General features: G+C 64.1%; 24 protein-coding genes. 14 read left to right on the forward strand and 10 right to left on the reverse strand.

Features of this window, described 5'->3' with window-relative positions:
* Positions 1-3 precede the first annotated feature (3 nt).
* Both EN808_RS32160 and EN808_RS32170 read right to left on the reverse strand, forming a co-directional pair.
* Entirely contained in the window at positions 4-372 is a 369-nt protein-coding gene (locus tag EN808_RS32160; RefSeq protein ID WP_135884249.1) for a YciI family protein, read from the reverse strand.
* A 502-nt stretch (positions 373-874) separates the two neighbouring features.
* Complete coding sequence (locus EN808_RS32170; protein WP_013892047.1) at positions 875-1,015, reverse strand: hypothetical protein; 141 nt, start codon at positions 1,013-1,015, stop codon at positions 875-877.
* Positions 1,016-1,411: 396 nt separating this feature from the next.
* Between EN808_RS32170 and EN808_RS32175 the strand changes: the two genes are divergently transcribed.
* The 3 genes from EN808_RS32175 (at position 1,412) to ligD (ending at position 5,447) form a co-directional block, all read left to right on the forward strand.
* On the forward strand, positions 1,412-1,918 hold the full coding sequence (locus EN808_RS32175; protein WP_135884251.1) for a ferritin-like domain-containing protein: 507 nt from the start codon (positions 1,412-1,414) through the stop codon (positions 1,916-1,918).
* A gap of 109 nt (positions 1,919-2,027) precedes the next feature.
* Complete coding sequence (locus tag EN808_RS32180) at positions 2,028-2,900, forward strand: Ku protein (RefSeq protein WP_135917993.1); 873 nt, start codon at positions 2,028-2,030, stop codon at positions 2,898-2,900.
* Between the two features lie 9 nt (positions 2,901-2,909).
* Positions 2,910-5,447, forward strand: a complete 2,538-nt coding sequence (gene ligD / locus EN808_RS32185) for a DNA ligase D (protein WP_135917994.1) — start codon at positions 2,910-2,912, stop codon at positions 5,445-5,447.
* 66 nt (positions 5,448-5,513) lie between these two features.
* Here ligD and EN808_RS32190 read toward each other — a convergent pair whose 3' ends face one another.
* Positions 5,514-6,188 (reverse strand): winged helix-turn-helix domain-containing protein, encoded by a 675-nt coding sequence (locus EN808_RS32190; protein ID WP_127871080.1) that lies wholly within the window; start codon positions 6,186-6,188, stop codon positions 5,514-5,516.
* A 161-nt stretch (positions 6,189-6,349) separates the two neighbouring features.
* Between EN808_RS32190 and EN808_RS32195 the strand changes: the two genes are divergently transcribed.
* Both EN808_RS32195 and EN808_RS32200 read left to right on the forward strand, forming a co-directional pair.
* Entirely contained in the window at positions 6,350-6,682 is a 333-nt protein-coding gene (locus tag EN808_RS32195; RefSeq protein ID WP_127279421.1) for an NIPSNAP family protein, read from the forward strand.
* Entirely contained in the window at positions 6,679-7,023 is a 345-nt protein-coding gene (locus EN808_RS32200) for an antibiotic biosynthesis monooxygenase (RefSeq protein ID WP_135917995.1), read from the forward strand. Before EN808_RS32195 ends, EN808_RS32200 begins: the two co-directional genes overlap by 4 nt.
* Positions 7,024-7,191: 168 nt before the next feature.
* On the opposite strand, the gene mbfA is transcribed toward EN808_RS32200, so the two are convergent.
* Positions 7,192-8,175: an iron exporter MbfA gene (gene mbfA / locus EN808_RS32205; protein ID WP_127280439.1), complete on the reverse strand. Its 984-nt coding sequence runs from the start codon at positions 8,173-8,175 to the stop codon at positions 7,192-7,194.
* Between the two features lie 172 nt (positions 8,176-8,347).
* On the opposite strand from mbfA, the gene EN808_RS32210 reads away from it, so the two are divergent.
* Both EN808_RS32210 and EN808_RS32215 read left to right on the forward strand, forming a co-directional pair.
* Complete coding sequence (locus tag EN808_RS32210) at positions 8,348-8,671, forward strand: hypothetical protein (RefSeq protein ID WP_127280438.1); 324 nt, start codon at positions 8,348-8,350, stop codon at positions 8,669-8,671.
* Positions 8,672-8,962: 291 nt separating this feature from the next.
* Positions 8,963-9,940, forward strand: coding sequence for a threonine/serine dehydratase (locus tag EN808_RS32215; protein WP_135862910.1), 978 nt, complete (start codon positions 8,963-8,965; stop codon positions 9,938-9,940).
* A 30-nt stretch (positions 9,941-9,970) separates the two neighbouring features.
* Here the strand turns inward: EN808_RS32215 and EN808_RS32220 are convergent, their stop codons facing one another.
* Genes EN808_RS32220 through EN808_RS32235 form a run of 4 tightly spaced genes read right to left on the reverse strand, consistent with a single transcriptional unit; the run spans position 9,971 to position 13,684 of the window.
* Positions 9,971-11,107 carry an ABC transporter permease gene (locus EN808_RS32220; RefSeq protein ID WP_135863014.1) on the reverse strand — a complete coding sequence of 379 codons (1,137 nt, stop codon included), beginning with the start codon at positions 11,105-11,107 and terminating at the stop codon, positions 9,971-9,973.
* Positions 11,108-11,115: 8 nt separating this feature from the next.
* The gene (locus EN808_RS32225; protein WP_135862912.1) at positions 11,116-12,036 is read right to left on the reverse strand and encodes an ABC transporter ATP-binding protein; all 921 of its coding nucleotides are present in this window, start codon (positions 12,034-12,036) and stop codon (positions 11,116-11,118) included.
* Positions 12,033-12,986, reverse strand: coding sequence for an HlyD family efflux transporter periplasmic adaptor subunit (locus EN808_RS32230; protein WP_135862914.1), 954 nt, complete (start codon positions 12,984-12,986; stop codon positions 12,033-12,035). Before EN808_RS32230 ends, EN808_RS32225 begins: the two co-directional genes overlap by 4 nt.
* Positions 12,983-13,684 (reverse strand): CerR family C-terminal domain-containing protein, encoded by a 702-nt coding sequence (locus EN808_RS32235; RefSeq protein ID WP_135862916.1) that lies wholly within the window; start codon positions 13,682-13,684, stop codon positions 12,983-12,985. The genes EN808_RS32230 and EN808_RS32235 overlap by 4 nt, the downstream gene beginning before the upstream one ends.
* 91 nt (positions 13,685-13,775) lie before the next feature.
* On the opposite strand from EN808_RS32235, the gene EN808_RS32240 reads away from it, so the two are divergent.
* The 3 genes from EN808_RS32240 to EN808_RS32250 are packed head-to-tail and all read left to right on the forward strand — an operon-like array spanning position 13,776 to position 16,074.
* On the forward strand, positions 13,776-14,249 hold the full coding sequence (locus EN808_RS32240) for a CYTH domain-containing protein (RefSeq protein ID WP_135917996.1): 474 nt from the start codon (positions 13,776-13,778) through the stop codon (positions 14,247-14,249).
* Positions 14,246-15,190, forward strand: a complete 945-nt coding sequence (locus EN808_RS32245) for a CHAD domain-containing protein (RefSeq protein ID WP_135917997.1) — start codon at positions 14,246-14,248, stop codon at positions 15,188-15,190. Before EN808_RS32240 ends, EN808_RS32245 begins: the two co-directional genes overlap by 4 nt.
* A gap of 56 nt (positions 15,191-15,246) precedes the next feature.
* Positions 15,247-16,074, forward strand: a complete 828-nt coding sequence (locus EN808_RS32250) for a lipo-like protein (protein WP_135917998.1) — start codon at positions 15,247-15,249, stop codon at positions 16,072-16,074.
* Between the two features lie 83 nt (positions 16,075-16,157).
* Here the strand turns inward: EN808_RS32250 and EN808_RS32255 are convergent, their stop codons facing one another.
* Both EN808_RS32255 and EN808_RS32260 read right to left on the reverse strand, forming a co-directional pair.
* A complete protein-coding gene (locus EN808_RS32255) occupies positions 16,158-17,534 on the reverse strand; it encodes an adenylate/guanylate cyclase domain-containing protein (protein WP_135917999.1) in 1,377 nt (458 codons plus the stop codon).
* 110 nt (positions 17,535-17,644) lie between these two features.
* Positions 17,645-18,445, reverse strand: coding sequence for a helix-turn-helix transcriptional regulator (locus tag EN808_RS32260; protein WP_135862925.1), 801 nt, complete (start codon positions 18,443-18,445; stop codon positions 17,645-17,647).
* Between the two features lie 113 nt (positions 18,446-18,558).
* On the opposite strand from EN808_RS32260, the gene EN808_RS32265 reads away from it, so the two are divergent.
* The 4 genes from EN808_RS32265 to EN808_RS32280 all read left to right on the forward strand — a co-directional run bounded on the left by EN808_RS32265 (position 18,559) and on the right by EN808_RS32280 (position 20,819).
* The gene (locus EN808_RS32265; protein ID WP_135918000.1) at positions 18,559-19,419 is read left to right on the forward strand and encodes an ATP/GTP-binding protein; all 861 of its coding nucleotides are present in this window, start codon (positions 18,559-18,561) and stop codon (positions 19,417-19,419) included.
* Positions 19,420-19,449: 30 nt separating this feature from the next.
* A complete protein-coding gene (locus tag EN808_RS32270; protein ID WP_348630952.1) occupies positions 19,450-19,698 on the forward strand; it encodes a LysR substrate-binding domain-containing protein in 249 nt (82 codons plus the stop codon).
* A gap of 135 nt (positions 19,699-19,833) precedes the next feature.
* Complete coding sequence (locus EN808_RS32275; protein ID WP_135918002.1) at positions 19,834-20,214, forward strand: nuclear transport factor 2 family protein; 381 nt, start codon at positions 19,834-19,836, stop codon at positions 20,212-20,214.
* Positions 20,193-20,819, forward strand: a complete 627-nt coding sequence (locus EN808_RS32280) for a DNA-3-methyladenine glycosylase (protein ID WP_135918003.1) — start codon at positions 20,193-20,195, stop codon at positions 20,817-20,819. The genes EN808_RS32275 and EN808_RS32280 overlap by 22 nt, the downstream gene beginning before the upstream one ends.
* The last annotated feature ends 62 nt before the right edge of the window (positions 20,820-20,881 follow it).

Raw genomic sequence — 20,881 nt, forward strand, 5'->3', positions numbered from 1 at the left:
CCGTTACTTCTTGGGCATATAGTCGGCCATTTCCCAGATCGGCCGCAGCTCGACCGTGCCGGTGCTGGCCGCCGGACAGCGTGCCGCCCAGTCGATGGCGGTATCGATGTCGGCCGCCTCGATCATGTAGAAGCCGGCAAGCTGCTCCTTGGTGTCGGCATAGGGGCCGTCGATCACGTTGGTCTTGCCGTCGGCGATCCGCACCGAGGTGGTCGCCTGGGTCGGACGCAGCCTTTCGCCGGCCAGCCACGCGCCAGACTTCTTCAACGCCTCGGTATAGGCGGCATAGGCCGCGCTCATCTGCTGGGCTTTCTCGATCGGCGTGTTCGCCAGCACGGCTTCGTCGTTGTTGATCAAAAGCATGTATCGCATGGGTCTTCTCCCGTGGTTTCGAGGGCCGCGTCCTTGCGGGGCCAGACGTATGTCGCGCGGCGGTGGCCGATTTCGACAGGTTGCGGAAAAAACTTTCGTCTCCGGCCGCGCCTTGTGCAAGCGGGCATGCGTTTCAAAGGCTCGGGGGCCGGCATGGAGCCGCCGGAAGGTGCGGTGAGATGGCTGGTGGATTTATGCGCCCAAAATGGGCGCGCGGCGTCGCGTCATGCTCGCCGCCTCCGGCGCCACCGGCAATGGCTGGAAGCTGTACACGGATGGCTTGCATCAAAGGATGGGGAAGGCGGCTTGGGACGGTCGGTCACGCTGGCCTCGGCTGCTTATGTCCTGTGACACTAAGCCAGCCGATGGCGGTCTCAAAGACGCGGCGATGTCGCACGCTGTCTGCCGGCGAAGGCCGGACGTTCGGCGCGATAGGTCGTGGCGCGGGACGAGGCACCCGGCCTGCAGATGCGGCTGTTGTGGCGGCTCTCGAAAGTCATGGTCAGTGCGCGCCCAGCGAGGTGCCGCGACGGGCGCAGGCCGGACCGGGGCCGCGCATGTAGTAGCGCTCGGGCCGATAGGTCGGCGCGACGAATTCGCGGATGGCGGCGGCATAGCCGATGAGGTGCGTGAGGAAGTTCATTTTACCCGGTCCCTGTCCCGATTTTCGGATGTCCCTTCCGAATTGCGAGAACGATAGCATCAAGGCGTGAATACTCAGTGAACGCGATGTTAATTTTTGGTCGAAAACCCGTCGCTTCGTGGCCGGAATGCGGCTGATTCGGGGTGTTTCGGTGCTCCTTGTCGTCATTTCGGCTGGTGTGACTTTTGCATCACATATGTTTCGTTTGAATGTCGCCTTGGCGCGCTTTTGTTTCAACTTTCGAACCGTCGCTGGAATTTCCTTGCCGGATGGCCGGTGGGGTCGGAACCGGCCCGGGCAACGGACGTTGGGATCACGGCATTGCCGGCTCACAGGTGCTACCCGCCGGCAGGCCGGACTCCCGCCAAAAGCAAGAGCAATGGAAAGGCTGAAATCATGGGCTTCTTTTCGAAGGACATCAAAACACTGGACGATCTCTTCGTGCACACGCTGCGCGACATCTATTATGCCGAGAAGCAGATCGAGAAGGCGTTGCCGAAGATGATCGGCAAGGCAACCGATCCGCAATTGAAGGCCGGCTTCGAAAAACATCTCGAACAGACCAAGGGCCATATCGAACGCGTCGAGGAAGTGTTCGAGCTGCACGGTGTGAAGGCCAAGCCGGTGAACTGCCCGGCCATTGACGGCATTCTCGAGGAGGCCGACGACGTCAGCAGCGATGTCGACGACAAGGATGTTCTCGACGCCGCGCTGATCGCGTCCGCCCAGGCCGTCGAGCACTATGAGATGACCCGCTACGGCACCTTGATCGCCTGGGCCAAACAGCTCGGCCGCAGCGATTGCGCCAATGTGCTGGCCAAGAACCTCAGGGAAGAGCAGGCGACGGATCGCAAGCTGACCGAAATGGCGGAAAGCAAGATCAACCTGCAAGCCGCCGAATAGGGGCTGACAGCCGGGGCCGGCGGCAACCGCGCCGGCGCCGGCCGGATCGCGTTGGAACCGAGCGGGGTGGTCGCCCGTTCCAGCTGATCTTTCTCAAGGGGAAATCATCATGGCGCCGCGCCCGGCCTGGAAAGGCTATCTGAAGCTCTCGCTGGTCACGTGTGCCATCGAACTGACCAATGTCGTCACCCATGCCGAGAAGGTCTCGTTCCGTATCCTCAACCGCAAGACCGGCAATACGGTGAAGCGGATCTACGTCGATGCCGAGACCGGCAAGCCGATCGAGGATGGCGACGAGATCAAGGGCTACGAGATCGACAAGGGCGATTTCGTCCGTATAGAGGAGGACGAGATCGAGGCGGTGCAGATCGAATCCTCGCACACGATGAGCCTCGACGGCTTCGTCGACAAGGCCTCGATCGAGCAGATCTATCTCGACACGCCTTACTATGTCGCGCCGGCCGACACGGTTTCGGAAGAGGCCTTCGCCGTCATCCGCGACGCCATGGCGGGCAAGAAGATGGCGGGGCTTGCCCGCATCGTTCTGTACAGCCGCGAACGGCCCGTGGTCATCGAGCCGCTCGGCAAGGGCATGGTGCTGACGACGCTGCGCTACGACAACACGGTGCGCCAGCCGGAAAGCGTCTTCGGCGACATCAAGGCGGTGAAGACCGACCAGGAGATGACCTATCTCGCCGAACTCATCATCGACAAGAAGAAGGCGAAGTTCGATCCGTCGAAATTCGAGGACAAATATGAGGACGCCCTGCTCGAACTGATCCGCGCCAAGAAGGCAGGGCACAAGGCGCCGAAGGCCAAGGCCGCTCCCAAGCCCTCCAACGTCGTCAATCTGTTCGACGCGCTGAAGAAGAGCCTCTCGTCGGACTCCGGCCCGTCGAAACCATCATCCCAGGCGAAAGCCAAGCCGGCGACCAAAAGCGCCAAGGCGAAAAGCGTTGCGCCGAAGCGCAAATCGGCCTGAGGATACGAGATGGCAAGCCTCGAACAGTATCATTCGAAGCGCGACTTCAAGAAGACCGCGGAGCCGGCCGGCAAGGTTACGCGCGGGCAGAAGGGCGGCGGCATCTTCGTGATCCAGAAGCATGCCGCGACAAGGCTGCATTACGATTTTCGCCTCGAGCATGACGGCGTGCTGTGGAGCTGGGCGGTGACGCGCGGTCCTAGCCTCGACCCGCACGAAAAGCGGCTGGCCGTGCATGTCGAGGATCATCCCATCGACTATGCCGGCTTTGAAGGCACCATCCCCAAGGGCGAATATGGCGGCGGCTCGGTGCTCGTCTGGGACGAAGGAACCTGGACGCCCGAGGACGATCCCGCGAAGATGATGAAGAAGGGGCACATCAACTTCGAACTCGAGGGCCACAAGCTGCGTGGCAAATGGCATCTGGTGCGGCTGCGGCCGCGCCCGGGCGAAAAACGAGACAACTGGCTGCTGATCAAGTCCGACGATGCCGCCGCGCGCCCCGGCGAGGATATTCTCAACGACGAGCCGAAGTCGGTGAAATCAGGCCTGACGATCGAGGAGGTCGGCGAAGGCAAGGCGGCCAAGGGCGAGAAACCCAAAGTCTGGCACTCGAACAAGCCGGCCACCGGCAAGGCCAAGGCCGGGGCCAGGAAACTCGACTTCATCGAACCGCAGCTCGCCACGCTGGAGCGGGACGCACCGTCGGGCCAGGACTGGCTGCATGAGGTGAAGTTCGACGGCTATCGCATGCAGGCGCAGATCGCCGGCACCGACGTGCGGCTCTTGACCCGAACCGGCCTCGACTGGACGGAAAAATTCGGCGGCGAGATCGCGGCCGAACTCGCCGGGCTGAAATGCAGCGATGCTATCATCGACGGGGAGATCGTAGTGCTGGCCGACAGCGGCGTGTCGTCCTTCGCGCTGCTGCAGCAGGACCTGTCGGCGAAGCGGACGAACCGGTTCATCTACTATGTGTTCGACCTGATGCGGCTCGACGGCAAGGATTTGCGAAGGGAACCGCTGGTCGAGCGCAAGCAGGCCTTGCAGGACCTGCTCGGCGAGCAGGCCGACAATGCGGCGGTGCGTTTCTCCGACCATTTTGCCGAACCCGGCAAGATCATGCTGGAACATGCCTGCCGCATGGGGCTGGAAGGCGTCGTCTCAAAACGCTCCGATGCGCCCTACCGCGGCGGGCGCGGTCCGGCATGGGTCAAATCGAAGTGCACGGCGCGGCAGGAATTCGTCATCGGCGGCTATCTGCCATCTGACAAGACGGGACGCGGCCTGCGTTCGCTGCTGGTCGGCTATTACGAAGACGGCCGCCTGCACTATGCCGGCCGGGTCGGCACCGGCTTCTCCACCAAGGGCGCCAACGAGCTGAAAAAGAGGCTCGATGCGCTGACGTCGGACGCCTCGCCCTTCGATGCGGCGGTGCCGAAAGGCAAGGGCCTTGTCTGGGTCAGGCCGGAACTGGTCGGCGAAGTGGAGTTTCGCAGCTGGACCTCGGACCGTATAATACGCCATGCTTCGTTCCAGGGGCTGCGCGAGGACAAGCCGGCGGAGGAAGTCGTGCAGGAAAAGCCGAAGGCGGCGACAGGCAAGCCAGCGACAGGCCAGCCAGCGACAGGCAAGGGCCCGGCAAAGGCCAAGCCGGCGGCAAGCAGCGCCGGTAGGCCTGCCGGCGGGATGACGACCTCCGTAAAGCTCTCCCATCCCGACAAGCTTTTGTGGCCCGACGAGAAGATATCGAAGCAGGACCTGCTCGACCATTACGCGCTGGTCTGGCCGCGCATGGAACAGTTCGTCGTCAACCGGCCGCTAAGCCTGGTGCGCGCGCCGGACGGCGTTGGCGGGCAGCGCTTCTTCCAGAAACACGCCTCCCCCGGAATGAGCGACAAGATCGCCCGGATGAGGGACCCCGGGGATGGCGAGGAAATCCTGTTCATCCGGGATTTCGACGGGGTCGCGGCTCTCGTCCAGTATGGTGTGGTCGAGATCCACATCTGGGGCTGCACGATCGACAAGCTCGAACAGCCGGACCAGATCGTCTTCGACCTCGACCCCGATGAGGGCGTCGATGTGAAGGCGGTGCGCGAGGCGGCGCTCGACATCAGGGGCAAGCTCGACGAGCTGTCGCTGCCCAATTTCGTCAAGACATCGGGCGGCAAGGGCTTTCATGTCGTCGTGCCGCTGAAACCGTCGGCGGATTGGGCCGAAGTCAAAGACTTCGCCCATGATTTCGCCAGGGCGCTGGAGCAGGGTGCCCCCGACCGCTACACGGCGACGCTGTCGAAGAAGGCGCGTACGGGAAAAATCTTCGTCGACTATCTGCGCAATGGCAGCGGCGCGACCACCGTCGCACCTTACTCCTCACGGGCCAAGAAGGGCGCGACGGTGTCCATGCCGGTGACCTGGCCCGAGATCGAGGCCGGCCTGGCGCCGAATGCCTTCCCGATCGGCGACAAGACGACGTTGGCGAAGCTGGCGGAAGCCGATCCCTGGAAGGACTTTTTCAGGCAGGGGAAGGCTTTGAAGCGGGGGTAATTCGACACTTTCGACGCCGGGGCGCGCTGTCCCGCCGGCTTTGCGAAAATGAGCGCCGCCGACCTCTTATCCCAAAAACACCCTTTCGAACGCCTGCTTGCCCGGCGGCGAAAATACCACCGCGCGACTGTCCTTCTCGCGGCGCGCCCATTTCTCGGCAAGGATCTTGTCGAGGATCGCGGCGCCCAGCGTTCCAGCGAGGTGCGAGCGCCGCACGCTCCAGTCGAGGCAGGCGCGGCACACGGGCCGCCTAGGCTTGGTGTAGACATCGATGCCGATCGCCGCGAAGTGCGAGGCCGCGGACGGGCCGAGCCTGATCTCCTGGCCGTCGCGGACCAATATGTTCTTGTCGACAAGACGATCCAGCATCGCAACGGCCTGTTCGCCGGCAAGATGATCGTAGCAGACGCGCGCGATGCGCATCGCGCCGTCGCGGGGGCCCGGCCGCACGCGCTTTGGGCCGACGGCTTCGGCCACGCCGGTGATGGCTTCGATCATGCCGGCCACTTGCGGGCCGGCCAGACCGTAATAGCGATGCCGGCCCTGGCTGGCCACGGTCAGCAGTCCGCCCTCCATCAGTTTCGACAGATGCGAGGACGCGGTCGGCAACGACACGCCGGCCTCCAGCGCCAGTTCGCTCGCGGTCAATGCCGTGCCGCCCATCAGGGCGTTCAGCATGTTGGCGCGGGCCGGATCGCCGACCAGGCTGGCGATGCGGGCAATATCGGGTCCTTCGCGCATGGTTTGATCCTCATCGAAACATTCTTGTCAGATAACCAGTATTCTCGGCCCAGTTCAAGGAGCTGGCATGATGGCTCCTGACACCAGACTGACTAGCACAGAGATGCGCGTGACGTTTCGACCGCCCTCGAACCGTCGTTGCAAACCCCGAGGAGACCGAGATGACCATCACCTGCTTCATCCGCTATGAGATCGACCCGTTCGGCAAGGCCGCCTTCGAGGAATATGCCCGCAATTGGGGCCAGGCCATTCCGCGCTGCGGCGCCGATCTGATCGGCTATTTCGCGCCGCACGAGGGCTCGGCCACGACGGCCTATGCCGCCTACAACATCGAAAACCTGGCGGCCTACGAAGCCTATCGCGCCCGGCTTGCCGCCGACCCCGCCGGCAAGGCAAACTACGAGTTCGCCCGCCGCGAACGATTCATCCTCAAGGAGGACCGCATGTTCCTGAAACTGGCGTCCGGCCCGCACGCGCCGCTGGTGAAGGTATGATCGCCGTCATCTTCGAGGTGCAGCCCGCGGAAGGCCGGCGCGAGGCTTATCTCGGCATCGCCGCCGAGTTGCGTCCGCTGCTCGACGGCATCGATGGATTCATTTCCGTCGAGCGCTTCCAGAGCCTGGCCGACCAGAACCGGGTGCTGTCGCTGTCATTCTGGCGCGACGAGGAGGCGGTCAAGGCCTGGCGCAATACGGAAGAACACCGGCAGGCGCAGCAGGCCGGGCGCGGCGGTATCTTTGCCGGCTATAGATTGCGGATCGCCCATGTGGTGCGGGACTACGGGCTGGCCGCGAGGGACGAGGCGCCGGCGGACAGCCGGGCGGTGAATGGGTAGCGCCTTCCCTTCTCCCCTTGTGGGAGAAGGTGGATCGGCGCGTCAGCGCCGAGACGGATGAGGGGTGTTCCAGCGGAGTGAGACGTTGGTGTTCCCTGGAACACCCCTCATCCGACCTCGCTTCGCGAGGCCACCTTCCCCCACAAGGGGGGATGGAAGAGGCGCGCCTCACGCATTCCCGATCAGCACGCCGGCCGCGAACACCAGGGCGCCGCCCAGTACCACCTGGAAGGCGGCGCGCAGGAACGGGGTCTGCATATAGCGGTTCTGGACGAAGGCGATGGCCCACAATTCGAAGAACACCACCACGGCGGCAACGGCGGTGGCCGTCCAGAAATGCGGGATGAGGTAGGGCAGCGCGTGGCCGAGCCCGCCCGCGGACGTCATGACGCCGGTGGTGATGCCGCGTTTTACCGGCGAGCCCCTGCCCGACAATTTGCCGTCGTCGGACGCCACCTCGGTGAAGCCCATCGAAATGCCGGCGCCGATCGAGGCGGCCAGCCCGACCAGAAAGGTCTGCCAGGTATCATGGGTCGCAAAGGCGGCGGCGAAGATCGGCGCGAGCGTCGAAACCGATCCATCCATCAGACCAGCCAGCCCGGGCTGCACGTAGGTCAGGATGAACTGGCGCTGTTCGGCGGCGGCTTCTTCGTCCTTCACGTCGCCCGGTACGTGCGTCTGCTCCAGCGCATGAGCCGAGCTTTCATGGCCCTGTTCGGCCGCGGCCAGGTCGCCGAGGAGTTTGCGGGTCGAGGCGTCGGTGGTGCGCTTGGCCGCCTCGACATAAAACAGATAGGCCTGTCGCTCCATCGCCTCGGCCTGGCGGCGCACGGCCTCGACGCCGAGCGGCCGCACCAGCCAGTCGGGCTTGCGCTCATAATAGCCCTTCACATGTTCACGGCGGATCAACGGAATGCGCTCGCCGAAGCGCTTGCGGAAGAGTTCGATCAGCGAGTCGCGATGGCCGTCTTCCTCCTCGGCCATGGCTTCGAACAGTTTGGCCGACTGCGGGAAAGTCTCGGCCAGCCCGTCCGCATAGGCCCGGTAAATGCGCCCGTCATCTTCCTCCGATGAAATGGCCAGCGCCAAGATCTCCTGTTCGGAGAGCGATTCGAAGGGGCGGCGGCCGAAGCCGAAAACACGGGAAAGCATGAGAAAATCATCCTAGTTTAGAATGGTTCTAAACTAAGGTTTACGGCGTCCGTGGTCAATCGCGCGCTGGGCCGGCGGTTCAAGAATAGTTGAAGCCCCGGTCTGGGTATCGCTCTTCATTATCAGTGAATGTTCGCCTATATCTGGAGCCAAGCCAAAAAGGAAAAAGCTGATGACGGCAAAGACGCCTCCGCACGCCTATGATCCGAAACCGGTCCTCGATCTCATCGCCAGCATCGAGGCCGACCTGCAGCGCCTGAAGGGCCTGGTCGAGCAGCAGGTCGAGAAATTCGACCCCGCCAATCCACACAACAAGGCGCCGGACGGCAAGCTGACCGAGGAAGGCGTCGAGTGCTGCTACCGCATGTTCGACGAAGGCAAGTCACGCTATACGGTGGCCCAGCAGATGAAGATCTCGTTCGCCGCCGCCACGCATCGGTTCAACGGCTGGCGCAAGCTGGGCGGGAGCAAACGGCAGCGGACGTTGCTGGGTTAGGATTGGGCTAAGGGCCCTTGGGGCAGGACGCGGCCAATTGCCAAGGCTAGCGCCACCCCTCATTGCCCTGCCGGGCATTTCTCCCCGTATAGTGACGGGGAGAAAACAGCTGACCTCGGCGGCAAGCGCCCCTCTCCCTGTCACTATACGGGGAGAGGATGCCGGCAGGCAGGTGAGGGGCAGCACCGCCCGCCGTTCTGACTCACCAACTTTGTCCCTGTCACATTTTTTCGTTGGCATCGCGCAAGCCTTTCCGTGCACCATGACCGGATCGCATCACCAGGACCCGCCATGACCATCCCTCCCGGCATCGCCGACATCCACGCCGCCGCCGCTCGCCTCTATGGCCTGATCGTCGAGACCCCGTTGCTCGAATCGCAGGAGCTGAACCGGCGCTTCGGCGGCCGCATCCTGTTCAAGCCGGAGACGCTGCAGCGCACCGGGTCGTTCAAGTTCCGCGGCGCCTACAACAAGCTGTCGTCACTGAGCGAGGAAGAGCGGTCCCGTGGCGTCGTCGCCTTTTCCTCGGGCAACCATGCGCAAGGGGTGGCGGCTTCCGCCGCCATGTTCGGCGTCAAGGCGGTCATCGCCATGCCGGCGGATGCGCCCGACATGAAGATCGCCAATGTCCGCAAGATGGGAGCGGAGGTGGTGCCCTTCGACCGTTTCAAGGACGACCGCATGACGGTGGTCCGTCCCTATCTGGACAAGGGCATGGCGTTGGTGCCGCCCTTCGACGACCCGGCCATCATTGCCGGCCAGGGCACGATCGGACTGGAGCTGGTGAAGCAGGCGCGGGCGCTCGGCGTCAGGCTCGACGCGGTCGTCATTCCCTGCGGCGGTGGCGGCCTGACCAGCGGCATTTCCGTTGCGGTCAAGGATGCCTCGCCCGGCACCGCGATCTGGGCGGTCGAGCCCGAGCATTTCGACGACACGCGCCGCTCGCTGGCAGCGGGCGCCAGGGTCTCGAACGAGCCGGGTTACAGTTCGATCTGCGACGCCATCCTCACCGCCGAGCCGGGCGCCATCACCTTCGAGATCAACCGCCGCAACCTCGCCGGCGCCATTGCGGTTTCCGATAGAGCGACCGCGCAGGCGATGCGCGACGCCATGGCCCATCTCAAACTGGTGGTCGAGCCCGGCGGCTGCGTCGGGCTGGCGGCGCTGTCGTCGGGCGAGATAGACCTTGCCGGCAAATGCGTCGCCGTGGTGCTCTCCGGCGGCAATGTCGATTTCGGCACCTATGCCGAGATCATGGCGGCGGCTTAGAGGCGTCGGTCATTCGGTGGCCCCTAACCTCTAATCCAGCGTGCGGCGGAACCGGAGCAGAGCCGTGCCTGCAAACACCCCCACGAACAGCACCAGCCAGCCGACCTCGGCTCCTATCGCATGGAAGTCGGCACCCTTGAGCATCACCGCCCGGGTGACGCGCAGGAAATGCGTGAGCGGAAAGATCTCGCCCAGCACCTGCGCCCAACCGGGCATGCCGCGATAGGGGAACATGAAGCCCGACAGCAGCAGCGACGGCAGGAAGAAGAAGAAGGTGAGCTGCATCGCCTGCATCTGTGAGCCTGCCATGGTCGAGATCGTGTAGCCGAGCAGCACCAGCGCCAGCACAAAGACAAGCACCGCAGACAAAAGCAGCGTCAGCGAGCCGACGAACGGGATGCTGAACAGGAGCTTCGCCGCGGTCAACACCACCGCCACCTGCACCGCGCCGACGACGAGGAAGGGCAGCACCTTGCCGAGCATGATCTCGGCCGGGCTGGAAGGCATCGCCAAAAGGTTTTCCATCGTGCCGCGTTCGGTCTCACGGGTCAGCGCCATGGCGGTCATCATCACCATGGTCATCTGCAGGATCACGCCGAGCAGGCCAGGCACGATGTTGTATTGCGAGATGCCTTCGGGATTGTAGCGCTGGTGCACCACCACCTGCAGCTGCCCCCTGGCGCTTTCAGCGGCCGCCGCCTGCATGCCCTGCGCGCGCAGCAGCGCTTGGCTCGCCACCTTGCTCAATGTCGAAACGGCGCCGCTCGCCGCCGACGGGTCGGTTGCGTCGGCCTCGATCAGGATCTGCGGGTTGTCGCCGCGCTCGACCCGCCGGGCGAAATCGGCGGGGATCGTCACCACGAAAGAGACAGCGCCCTTGGCCATCAGTTCCTCGGCCTCCGCGGCGCTCTGCGCGACAAAGTCGAAGTGGTAGTAACCCGTCATCTGGAGGGCGGAGGCCATGGCGCGCGTATACTGGTCGTTGCTGATGGCAACGAGCGCCGTCGGCAGGCTCTTGGGATCGTTGTTGATGGCGAAGCCAAACAGCACCAGTTGCAACAGCGGCACGCCCAGCATCATGGCGAAGGTGATGCGGTCGCGCCGCATCTGGATGAACTCCTTGATCAGCAGCGCGCCGAGCCGGGCAAAGGAAAAGACGCTGTTCATGCCATGTTTCATGTCATGTTGTCCTTCGAACCGGACATGAACTGGATGAAGACGTCCTCGAGGCTGGTTTCGCCAGGCGTCACGGTCACGCCCTTGTGCTCTCTCTCGACATCGGCAAGCGCTGCTTCAAGCTTCTTGCGGTCGGAGCCGACGACATGCAGCGTGGCGCCGAACGGCGCCACCTGGTCGACGCCGGCGCGGCCCTCAAGCGCTTCGGCCACCTTGTCAAGCCGCGGACCCTGCACCACGAAAGTGGTCAGCCCTGCGTTCTTCACCACCTCGGCCACGGTGCCGGTGGCCAGCATCTTGCCGTAGGAGATGTAGCTGATGCGGTGGCAGCGCTCGGCCTCGTCCATATAGTGGGTGGAGACCAGCACGGTCAGCCCGCCGCTGGCCAGGCGATGGATCTCGTCCCAGAACTCGCGCCGCGCCTTCGGGTCGACGCCGGCCGTCGGCTCGTCGAGCAGAAGCAGCTTCGGCTTGTGCATGATGCAGGCGGCCAGCGCCAGCCGCTGCTTCCAGCCGCCGGACAAGGTGCCGGCCAGCTGGTTGCGGCGCGTCGCCAGGCCGAGCTCCTCCAATGTCCGGGCGACATACTCCTCGACCGGTCTCAGCCGGTAAAGCCGCGCCACGAATTCCAGATTCTCGCCGATCGTCAGATCCTCGTAGAACGAGAATTTCTGCGTCATGTAGCCGACTTCGCGCTTGATCCTGAGCGAGTCCGTGCGGATGTTGAAACCCAGCACCGTGCCTTCGCCCTCGTCCGGCGTCAGCAGGCCGCACATGATGCGGATGGTGGTGGTCTTGCCCGAGCCGTTGGGGCCGAGGAAGCCGACGATCTCGCCCTCGGCGACCGACATGGTCACATGGTCGACGACGGTCTTGTCGCCGAAGCGCTTGACCAGGCCGCGGACGTCGATGGCGTTCATTTTCCCATATCCGCGAGATCGACATCGACGATCTGGCCGGGCTGCAGCGGCCCCGCATCGCCCTCCGGCCGCGCCTCGACGAGGTAGACCAGCTTCTGCCGGTTTTCCAGGGAGTAGATCACCGGCGGGGTGAATTCGGGATCGGGCGAGATATAGCTGACGCGCGCCCTCACGTCCGGGCCGCAGCCGTCGCAATGGACGCTGAGCAGGCTGCCGACCTTGACCGAGGAGAAGGCCGCTTCCGGAATATAGACGCTGAGCTTCACCGCGCCGTCGGGGAGCACCGAGATGACAGGCGCGGTCGGGCCCGCCGTGTCGCCGGGATTGCGGATGACGTCGTTGACGCGGCCGGGCGAAGGGGCCGCGAGCGTGCGCTTGGAGAGGCGCCACACCGCCTGCTCCAGTTCGGCCTGCGCCTGCTTGACCTGGTTGTCGGCGGCCTTGATCGTCTCGGCGCGCGCCGGCAGGCCGCCGACGGCGAGATTGGCCTCGGCCTGGCCGACCTGGGCGTTGGCGGTTTCCAGCGTCGCCGAGGCGGTGTCATAGTCGGCCTGGGTGCCGGTGCCGCGCTTGAACAGATCGGCGGCGCGAGCGTATTTGCGTCTTGCGTCGTCTGCCTGCGCCTTGGCCATGTCGACTTGAGCCTTGAGTGCGGCGATTTCTTCGGGCCGCTTGCCGACCTGCAGGTCGGCCAACTGCGCCTGTGCTTGGGCGAGGCTTGCCTGCGCCTGCGCCACCGCGATCCTGGCATCGGCATTTTCGAGTGTCACCACGGTGGCTCCCGGCGTGACGCGATCGCCGCGCTTCACCGTCACCGTCTCGACCTGCGCCACCTCGATCGGCGCCAGCAGCACATAATCGCCCTCGACATAACCGACGGCGAGCGGTGCCGCCGGGGCGCAGGCACCGAACAGCTGGGCGGCGAGCGGCAGCGAACACAGGAAGCTCATTGTCTTGGTCCCTTCATCCCTACCCCTTTTCGGGCGGCCAGCATGGCGCCGAGGTTGTCCGTGGTGGCCGCCACCACCTTGGCGGCCTCGGCGGCACCGATGTCTTGCCAGCCCATGCGGCGCATCACCGCCTCGCGGCCGATGCGGAAATAGATGACCTGGCCGATCAGCGTGAACACGGTGAGCCGGGTCCGTTCGCTCTCGGCCGGCTCGCCGGTGGCTTGCTCCCAGAGCAGGCACAGGCGGCGATGCGCCGGCTCGAAGACGCCGTCATAGATGCGGTCGAGCGCCGCCGTCGGATGCGACAGTTCGCGCAGCACGAACTGCACGATCTCCCCGGCCTGCGGGCTGGCCACGACAAAGCCGACCATCCGTTCCAGGGCCGCGAACAGCTGCGCGCGCGCCGCCTCCGGGTCGCCAGCCGTCGCGGCCTGTTCATTGAGCGCCTGACCGGCGACGGCCTGAATGGTCTCGACGATGAAGTCGGCGGCAGCGGCGCGAAGACCTTCCTTGCCACCGAAATGATAGGCGATCGAGCCGATATTGGCCCCCGCCTCGGCGGCGATTTCACGCGTCGAGGTGCCGTCGAAGCCCTGCCGCCCGAACAGTTTCAGCGCCGCCCGCACGAGCGCGGCACGCGTTAGCTCAGCTGGGGATGTCGCGTGGCGGGGCGGCTTGGCGTCCGACAACTTGATCATGGCAAGCACTTTAATCAATCGATTGATTAAAGTCAACTTGTGTGCGGTGCCGTCTTGCCATCGCCTTCGGCAAACGCTTTAGTGCGCGGCCATGGGCAAGGAAGTCGAGCGTAAGTTCCTGGTCTCCAGCCCCGCGTGGCGGGACCTGGTGGAAGCGGATATCCGCATTCTCCAGTTCTATCTCGCCACGGCACCCGGACGAACCGTCCGCATCCGCATCAGTGATGGCGCCTCGGCCAAGCTGACGCTCAAATTCGGCAGCAGCGCGCGCGAGCGCGACGAATTCGAATATCCGATCCCGCTGGCGGAAGCGGTGGAGATGCTGGACTTCGCCATCGGACGTGTCATCGAGAAGACACGCTACCATGTTAGACATCGCGGCTATCTCTATGAAGCCGATGTCTTTGGCGGCGCACTGGCGGGACTTGTGGTGGCCGAACTCGAGACTCCGGAAGACGTTCCGGATGAAATGCTGCCGGACTGGCTCGGCCGTGAAGTCACCGGTGAACAGATGTTCTACAACGCGTCGCTCGCCCTCGGGGGGATACCGGAGATCGCCGCATGAGCTTTCGCATAGACCCGCGCCTGCCGCTGACCGGCGAGGTCAGACGCATCCTTGCCGAGGAAATCGGCAAGGCCCTGCAACATCTGGACGTGGCGCGCACACGGCCCGAACAGGGGCTACACAAATGCCGCAAGCGGCTGAAGAGCGCGCGCGCCTTGTTGCGCCTCGTTCGTTCCGGAGACGAAACGTTCTGTGCCACGGAAAACCAATGCTATCGCAATGTGGCGGCGCTGCTTGCCGGCCCGCGTGAAGCGACAGCTCTGATCGAAACCATCGATCGGCTGGCGGCGGCCTTTGCCAGGGAAAGCGCCGATGGCGGGCTCGATGCCGTGCGCGACCGGCTGATCGCACGCCAGCATGATTTGCACGAAGGCGCCGGGCTGAAGGCAGCGATCGGCGCGGCCGCCGCTGCCTGCGAAGACGGCATGAAGCGCATCGAAACCCTTACCCTGCCCGACCAGCCGGAACAGGCCGCCGACGTGCTTGCCGAAGGCGCCCGCGCCACCTTGCGCCGTGCAAGGAAGGCCCTCGACAAGGCCGGCTCGCACGGCGAGGCCGACGATTTCCACGACCTGCGCAAGGCGGCCAAGACGCATGGCATGCACCTGTCGCTGCTCGGCAGGCTGTGGCCGACCCCGATCAAGGCGCGGCGCAAGGCCGTCGACGCACTGGGCGAACGGCTCGGCGAACTGCATGATGTGTTCGTCATGCGTGCGTTGCTCGAGGCGGACGACGAGCCGCTGGGGCCGTCCGACGATACGAAACTTCTCGGCAAGCTGCTCAAGCGTTCGGAAAAGAGCCTGAAGAAGGCGTGCCTTGCCGAGGCGGCCGAACTGTTTGACGACAGCCCCAAGCGCTCGACGAAAAGACTTGCCCGCAAGGCCCGCGACGATCTTGCCGGCTCGGCCGAAGACGCCGGCGCACTTGCGGCCACCGGCTGATCCGGACCGAACATGCTTTGCCCTCGGGCACCGGCCTGTGGTAATCGCCATAGCCGATGACCGAGCCTGGCGACATGCTTCTGGATCGACTGGGCCGCTGGCTTGCCGGTCAGCTGCAGGAAGAATCCTCGGGATACGAGCCCTACACGCCTTCCGACGCCGAAACACTGCGCCGCACGCTGGAGCCGGGCGACGTCCTGCTGATCGAGGGCAACCAGAAGATCTCGGCGGCGATCAAGTATCTGACCCAGTCCACGTGGTCGCATGCGGCCTTCTATGTCGGCGACGCGTTGGCCGAACCGGATGACGGCTCGGAACGCAGGCGGCTGATCGAGGTCACGCTCGGCGAAGGCTGTGTCGCCGTACCCTTGTCGCGGTACCGGACCTACAATACCCGCATCTGCCGGGCGAGCGGCCTGGCACCCGAAGACCGCGACAAGGTCGTCGCCTTCATGATCAGCAAGCTCGGCCTGAGATACGACCTCAAGAACATCTTCGACATGCTGCGCTATTTCATGCCGACGCCGCCGGTGCCGGTGCGCTGGCGCCGCCGCATGCTGGCCTTCGGCTCCGGCGACCCGACGCGGGCGATCTGCTCGACGCTGATTGCCGAGGCTTACGGCCAGATCCGCTATCCGATCCTGCCCGAGATAACCCGCGCGCCCGGCCGCGCCTCGGCACAGTCGAACTATTCGCGCAGGGAAATCCTGCACATCCGCCATCACTCGCTCTACACGCCGCGCGATTTCGACCTGTCGCCGTTTTTCCGCATCGTCAAGCCGACGCTGGAATATGGTTTCGACTACCGGCAAATGGTCTGGGACGACAAGGCAAGCACGGACGCCGCAGCCGCAAAGGCTGGCGCAACCGCGACGGACACGTGATGGCTTTCCGCCTAGGTCAGGACATGCCTGGCGCGGCCTACCGCTGTCCTGCCGAGGTGCAGCGTTTCACATGGCGGCCTATGTCACGCCGGAACCGCAACAACACCCTGGTTTTCGGCTCTGCGTTCGACCCAGACATGGACCGGTTCGTCCCGGCCGCGGATGCTCATCGGTCCATGATCGCGCGCATTCAACGGTGTCGTGGGCGATTCCGCCTTCGCCGCCTCAATCAGTCGTGACCCAAAGCAAATATTCGCCTGAAGCTCACGGCAGAGCGACTGCAAACGGCTGGCGACGTTGACGGTGTCGCCCACCACCGCGAAGGACAGATTGCGCTCGCTGCCGACCGCGCCGATGACCACTGCGCCATATTGTACACCGATCCGAACGTCCAGCGGCGGGTATCCCCTGGACACACGCTGTACATTCCAGTCCTCGAGAGCGGCGACCATCGCTTCAGCGCACTGGATGGCCCGAGTCGCGTCGTCATGGCTAGCTTGCGGAACCCCGAATGTCGCCATGATGCAATCGCCGATATAGTTATCGACGGTGCCACGGTGGTCGAAAACGACTTGTTCCATGCGACGGTGGAACTGACGCAGGAGTTCGAACACTGCTTCGGCCGGATGATCCTCGGAATAGTGTGTGAAGCCGACGATGTCGGCGAACAGCACCGCGATATCCTGCCGGCGAACCGGGCCGAAGGGCTCGTCATCGGCGGCGAGCTGGTCGACGACATTGGGCGAAAAATGCCGGGCGAGATTGGCGCGGGCGCGCTCTGCCTTGACATAGTCTTCCGACAGATGTCGGGAACGAAAGACGACCAGCGCCATGATCGCGCCGATAATCAGCACGACCAACACGTTGGTCGCCTGCGCGAATGTATCGACGAAATTGGGGTTGAGATAGAGGTTCAGTCGCTCTGTTATTGGCAGCGAATAGAGGTTCGTCGCCGGAATTACGGTTCCCGGATGGGAAATCACCCATCCCACCCCGATCGCCCATGTCAGGGCCGCGAGCGCGCCGAGATAGAGTGCCAATCGTGTCGAAAGGGTCAGAGCGCCAAGGCATACGAAAATCAGCAGGTATTTAAAGCTGCCCTCGCGCAGTTGCATCGCGGCCGGCGCGACCTCGAGGGAAAACGGGTTGGGCGTTATCAGCAGAACGGTCAACAGAATGATGTCCAGCGTACCGGTGAGGTAACCGATCCACCATCGCGCCGTACGACGGCGAGCAAAGAGAAACTGGATCAGGCCGACCAGCTGGAACAGCACGAGGCCCGCCAGCACGAAGAGCAGCGAAGCATCCCAGCGGCTGGTCAATGAAAAGAAGCAGGAGATCACGGCGAGCGATGCCGTACGCGCCCAGAACTGTAATGCAGCACCCTGGCGTTCTGCGCGCGCCCGCAAATTTTTCAGGCGCGAATAGCGGCGAAGTTCAAGTGTTGGCGCGGTCGACATAGGATCACTTCGATTTCATGGGGACGTGTCACGCATTCGGCAAACCCGCCTTCTACAATCTGACAAATCAGTGCGCGAACTCTATCATGAATGTGATTTCGGTTTCTGTATCAGGCCGGTAACGGGCGGCGTCCCTTTGCAGGAGCGGCGGGCCGATCGAACGCCCCGGCGTCGCGCGGATGCGGGCCGATCGGCATGATCGCCTCGAACGGCGTGGCGCCGAAGGCGAACGTCCATTTGTAGCCGACCAACCCGTCCTCGGGCGTGGTGTGCTGGTCGTGATGGGCGAGCAGTTTCGCGCGGTCGGCCAGTTCCTCGGCCTCGCGCCGCACCATTTCCGCCGTCTCCGGGCGCATCCGCCTGGAGAAGCTGACGAAGGTCGCCTCCTTCTCGATATGGGTGATCGCCCAGCCGATGAAATTCTTGTTGGTCATCTCGAACAACGGCCTGAGCGGCCCCTCGAAATTCCATTGAATCGGCGTTTCGACCAGCAATTTCGCCGACAGGCCACGGCCGAGCGCGATCAGGCCGAGCTGCTCGAGGTCGCGCAGATAGAGGAACATCGAGGCTTCGCTCAGGCCCTGCGAGCGCATGATGCCTTCAGGCGTGAACTTTTCCGACAGCATGACGAAGACGAACAGCAGCGCCGGACGGCCGGCGAGCCGGCGCTCGATCTCCGGCGCGACGTGGTTGACCGGCCCCGGCCCCCTGCTCATCGAGCCGAGCACGTTTTCCAGTTCCACGCCGGCGGCGGCGCAGATCTCCACCAGCCGGTCGAGCTTGCAGTTCTTCTCATGGAAGATGCGCTTCACCGTCGGCTCGGAAACGCCCATGCGTTCGGCAAGCTCGCGATAGGTGACGCCCTTCGCCTTCAGCGTCCGCTTAAGCGCCTCGAAGACCAGACCGTTCATGGGATGCACCTCTTGCCTGCGGTTTCGTATCGGTATTCGATACTAGTGGCAATCTGGCTTCCCGAAAAGTATCGAAAAGCCTAGCTCTTCGCCGACATCAAAGGAGAGCAGTCATGAACATCTTCGTCACCTCAGCCTTTATCGCCACCATCGGCATAGCGGCCGCACCGCCGGCCCAGGCCGGAGAACTCTGGCGGGCAACGGGCCTCGAACAGCCGGAATCGGCGCTGTTCGACGCCGCCAATAACCGCATCATCGTTTCCAACATATCAGGCAATCCGGGCGACGCCGACGGCAATGGTTATCTCAGCGTGCTGTCCACGGACGGCAAGATCGTCACCCAGCACTGGACCGACGGCATGGACGCGCCCAAGGGCATGGCGATAGCGGGCGGCAAGCTCTATGTCGCCGACATCACCAAGGTCCGCGTCGTCGACCTCGCCAGCGGCAAGCTCATCGCCAGCATCGTGATCCCGAATGCCGTCTTCCTGAACGACATGACGTCGGACCAGTCAGGCAAGGTCTATGTCACCGACATGCTGGCCGACACGATCTACCGCATCGACGGCGACAGACCGGAGCTGTTTGTCAGGGGCGCCATGCTCGCTTCACCCAACGGCGCCTTCGCCGATGGCAGCAGGCTGATCGTCGCCTCGTGGGGCAAGGGCATCAAGCCCGACTTCAGCACGGCCGAGCCGGGCGGGCTGCTGGCGGTCGACCTCGCCAGCAAGACGGTGACACCGCTCGCGGGCGCGCAGAAATTCGCCGACCTCGACGGCGTCATCGCGCTGGGCGACACCATCTATGCCACCGCCTACATGACCGGCACGCTCTACCGATACAGGACCGGCGGCGCGCCGGAAGCGGTGGCGCATTTCAAGCCGGGCAGTGCCGACATCGGCACCGACGGCAAGTCGATCCTCTATGTGCCGCTGATGAACGAGGGGGAGGTGGCGGCGCTGAAGATCGATTGAGAGCCCATACCGAGCGCTCCAGAGCTGAGGGTGCGCGTCGACGGACAGCTGACTTTCAATTCGACGATCCCCATGATCGACGCCACCGTGAGCGGACTTGGGATCGCCTACGTGCCGGAGAATTTGGTGACCGACGAGCTTCGGTCGGGCCGGTTGGTGCTGATGCTCGACGAATGGTGCCCGCTGTTCCCGGGCTGTTGCCTCTACTATCCGACCCGCCGGCAGAACTCGCCCGCCTTCGCGGTGATCGCCAATGCCCTGCGCCATGCGGATGTCTAATGAAAAATGATCGATAGGCGCGGCCGGCGGCGCCTCGGCTGGCTTTGCGAACGCCGTTCCGCGCAATCTCGAAGGTCCGCTCCAGGCAGGCATATATGGTATGACGGCCCGCCATCGGCGGCCGAGGAGTTCGAGATGGAAGACCGAGAGATCAGAGCGGCCCTGGATCGTCACTGGGCCGCTTCCGACACCGGCGACTTCGAAGCTGAGCACGAGGTCTACCGGGAGGACGCAGTGCTCGACTATCCGCAATCGGGCGAGCGCATAAGCGGGCGGCGCAACATCCAGTCGTCCCGCGCCGCGCAGCCGAACCGCAAGCGCTTCACCGTGCGCCGCATCACCGGCACCGGTGACCTCTGGGTCACCGAATATATCCTGACCTATGACGGAAGGCCGTCCTACACGGTCAGCATCATGGAGTTCCTCGACGGCAAGGTGGCCCGCGAGACGCAGTATTTCGGCGATCCGTTCGAACCCGGACCTTCGCGCGCGCAATGGGTCGAACGGATCCCGTGAACCGCTCGACAAATCATCCACCGCTCGCGCGGGAAGAACTGCCGGACGATACGGCCGCCCTTGCCCGTTATCTCATCGGCAAGCTGGTGGTGCGCGACTTGCCCGACGGCAGGGTCAGCGGGCGGATCGTCGAGACGGAAGCCTATGTCGCCGGCGACGCCGCAGGGCATGGCTTTCGAGGGATGACGGAGCGCAACCGGTCGCTGTTTCTCGAGCGCGGGCACGCCTATGTCTATCTCGCCTATGGCATCTCGTTCATGCTGAACGTTTCGAGCGAGGCGCAAGGCATCGGGACCGGCGTGCTGATCCGGGCACTGGAGCCGCTGGAAGGCATCGCGATCATGCGGCTGAACCGTGGCGTCGAGCGCCTGCGCGACCTGGCGCGCGGGCCCGGAAGGCTGGCCGCGGCATTGCGGATCGATCGATCGCTCGACGGGCTCGACCTTTGCCGGGAAGGCCCGCTATGGCTCGCACACGATGAATTCGGGGCGGGCGCGATCGGACAGGGCATCAGGATCGGCATTTCGAAGGACGCGGACCGCCTGCTTCGCTTTTACCTGAAGGAAAGTCCTTTCGTCAGCGGCCCGGCATCGCTCAACCGTTGAGCGACGGTTGCTCCGCCTCTTGTTTTCCCGCCAGCTGCGCCCGCGCATCGCGGATCGACGCG

This window comes from Mesorhizobium sp. M8A.F.Ca.ET.165.01.1.1, from assembly GCF_004792065.1.
Classification (GTDB): domain Bacteria; phylum Pseudomonadota; class Alphaproteobacteria; order Rhizobiales; family Rhizobiaceae; genus Mesorhizobium.

Excerpts from the sequence above, each read along its gene's own strand:
- EN808_RS32160 (WP_135884249.1), bottom strand. The coding sequence starts at position 372 with ATGCGATACATGCTTTTGATCAACAACGACGAAGCCGTGCTGGCGAAC.
- EN808_RS32170 (WP_013892047.1), bottom strand. The coding sequence starts at position 1,015 with ATGAACTTCCTCACGCACCTCATCGGCTATGCCGCCGCCATCCGCGAA.
- EN808_RS32175 (WP_135884251.1), top strand. The coding sequence starts at position 1,412 with ATGGGCTTCTTTTCGAAGGACATCAAAACACTGGACGATCTCTTCGTG.
- EN808_RS32180 (WP_135917993.1), top strand. The coding sequence starts at position 2,028 with ATGGCGCCGCGCCCGGCCTGGAAAGGCTATCTGAAGCTCTCGCTGGTC.
- ligD (WP_135917994.1), top strand. The coding sequence starts at position 2,910 with ATGGCAAGCCTCGAACAGTATCATTCGAAGCGCGACTTCAAGAAGACC.
- EN808_RS32190 (WP_127871080.1), bottom strand. The coding sequence starts at position 6,188 with ATGCGCGAAGGACCCGATATTGCCCGCATCGCCAGCCTGGTCGGCGAT.
- EN808_RS32195 (WP_127279421.1), top strand. The coding sequence starts at position 6,350 with ATGACCATCACCTGCTTCATCCGCTATGAGATCGACCCGTTCGGCAAG.
- EN808_RS32200 (WP_135917995.1), top strand. The coding sequence starts at position 6,679 with ATGATCGCCGTCATCTTCGAGGTGCAGCCCGCGGAAGGCCGGCGCGAG.
- mbfA (WP_127280439.1), bottom strand. The coding sequence starts at position 8,175 with ATGCTTTCCCGTGTTTTCGGCTTCGGCCGCCGCCCCTTCGAATCGCTC.
- EN808_RS32210 (WP_127280438.1), top strand. The coding sequence starts at position 8,348 with ATGACGGCAAAGACGCCTCCGCACGCCTATGATCCGAAACCGGTCCTC.
- EN808_RS32215 (WP_135862910.1), top strand. The coding sequence starts at position 8,963 with ATGACCATCCCTCCCGGCATCGCCGACATCCACGCCGCCGCCGCTCGC.
- EN808_RS32220 (WP_135863014.1), bottom strand. The coding sequence starts at position 11,107 with ATGAACAGCGTCTTTTCCTTTGCCCGGCTCGGCGCGCTGCTGATCAAG.
- EN808_RS32225 (WP_135862912.1), bottom strand. The coding sequence starts at position 12,036 with ATGAACGCCATCGACGTCCGCGGCCTGGTCAAGCGCTTCGGCGACAAG.
- EN808_RS32230 (WP_135862914.1), bottom strand. The coding sequence starts at position 12,986 with ATGAGCTTCCTGTGTTCGCTGCCGCTCGCCGCCCAGCTGTTCGGTGCC.
- EN808_RS32235 (WP_135862916.1), bottom strand. The coding sequence starts at position 13,684 with ATGATCAAGTTGTCGGACGCCAAGCCGCCCCGCCACGCGACATCCCCA.
- EN808_RS32240 (WP_135917996.1), top strand. The coding sequence starts at position 13,776 with ATGGGCAAGGAAGTCGAGCGTAAGTTCCTGGTCTCCAGCCCCGCGTGG.
- EN808_RS32245 (WP_135917997.1), top strand. The coding sequence starts at position 14,246 with ATGAGCTTTCGCATAGACCCGCGCCTGCCGCTGACCGGCGAGGTCAGA.
- EN808_RS32250 (WP_135917998.1), top strand. The coding sequence starts at position 15,247 with ATGACCGAGCCTGGCGACATGCTTCTGGATCGACTGGGCCGCTGGCTT.
- EN808_RS32255 (WP_135917999.1), bottom strand. The coding sequence starts at position 17,534 with ATGTCGACCGCGCCAACACTTGAACTTCGCCGCTATTCGCGCCTGAAA.
- EN808_RS32260 (WP_135862925.1), bottom strand. The coding sequence starts at position 18,445 with ATGAACGGTCTGGTCTTCGAGGCGCTTAAGCGGACGCTGAAGGCGAAG.
- EN808_RS32265 (WP_135918000.1), top strand. The coding sequence starts at position 18,559 with ATGAACATCTTCGTCACCTCAGCCTTTATCGCCACCATCGGCATAGCG.
- EN808_RS32275 (WP_135918002.1), top strand. The coding sequence starts at position 19,834 with ATGGAAGACCGAGAGATCAGAGCGGCCCTGGATCGTCACTGGGCCGCT.
- EN808_RS32280 (WP_135918003.1), top strand. The coding sequence starts at position 20,193 with ATGGGTCGAACGGATCCCGTGAACCGCTCGACAAATCATCCACCGCTC.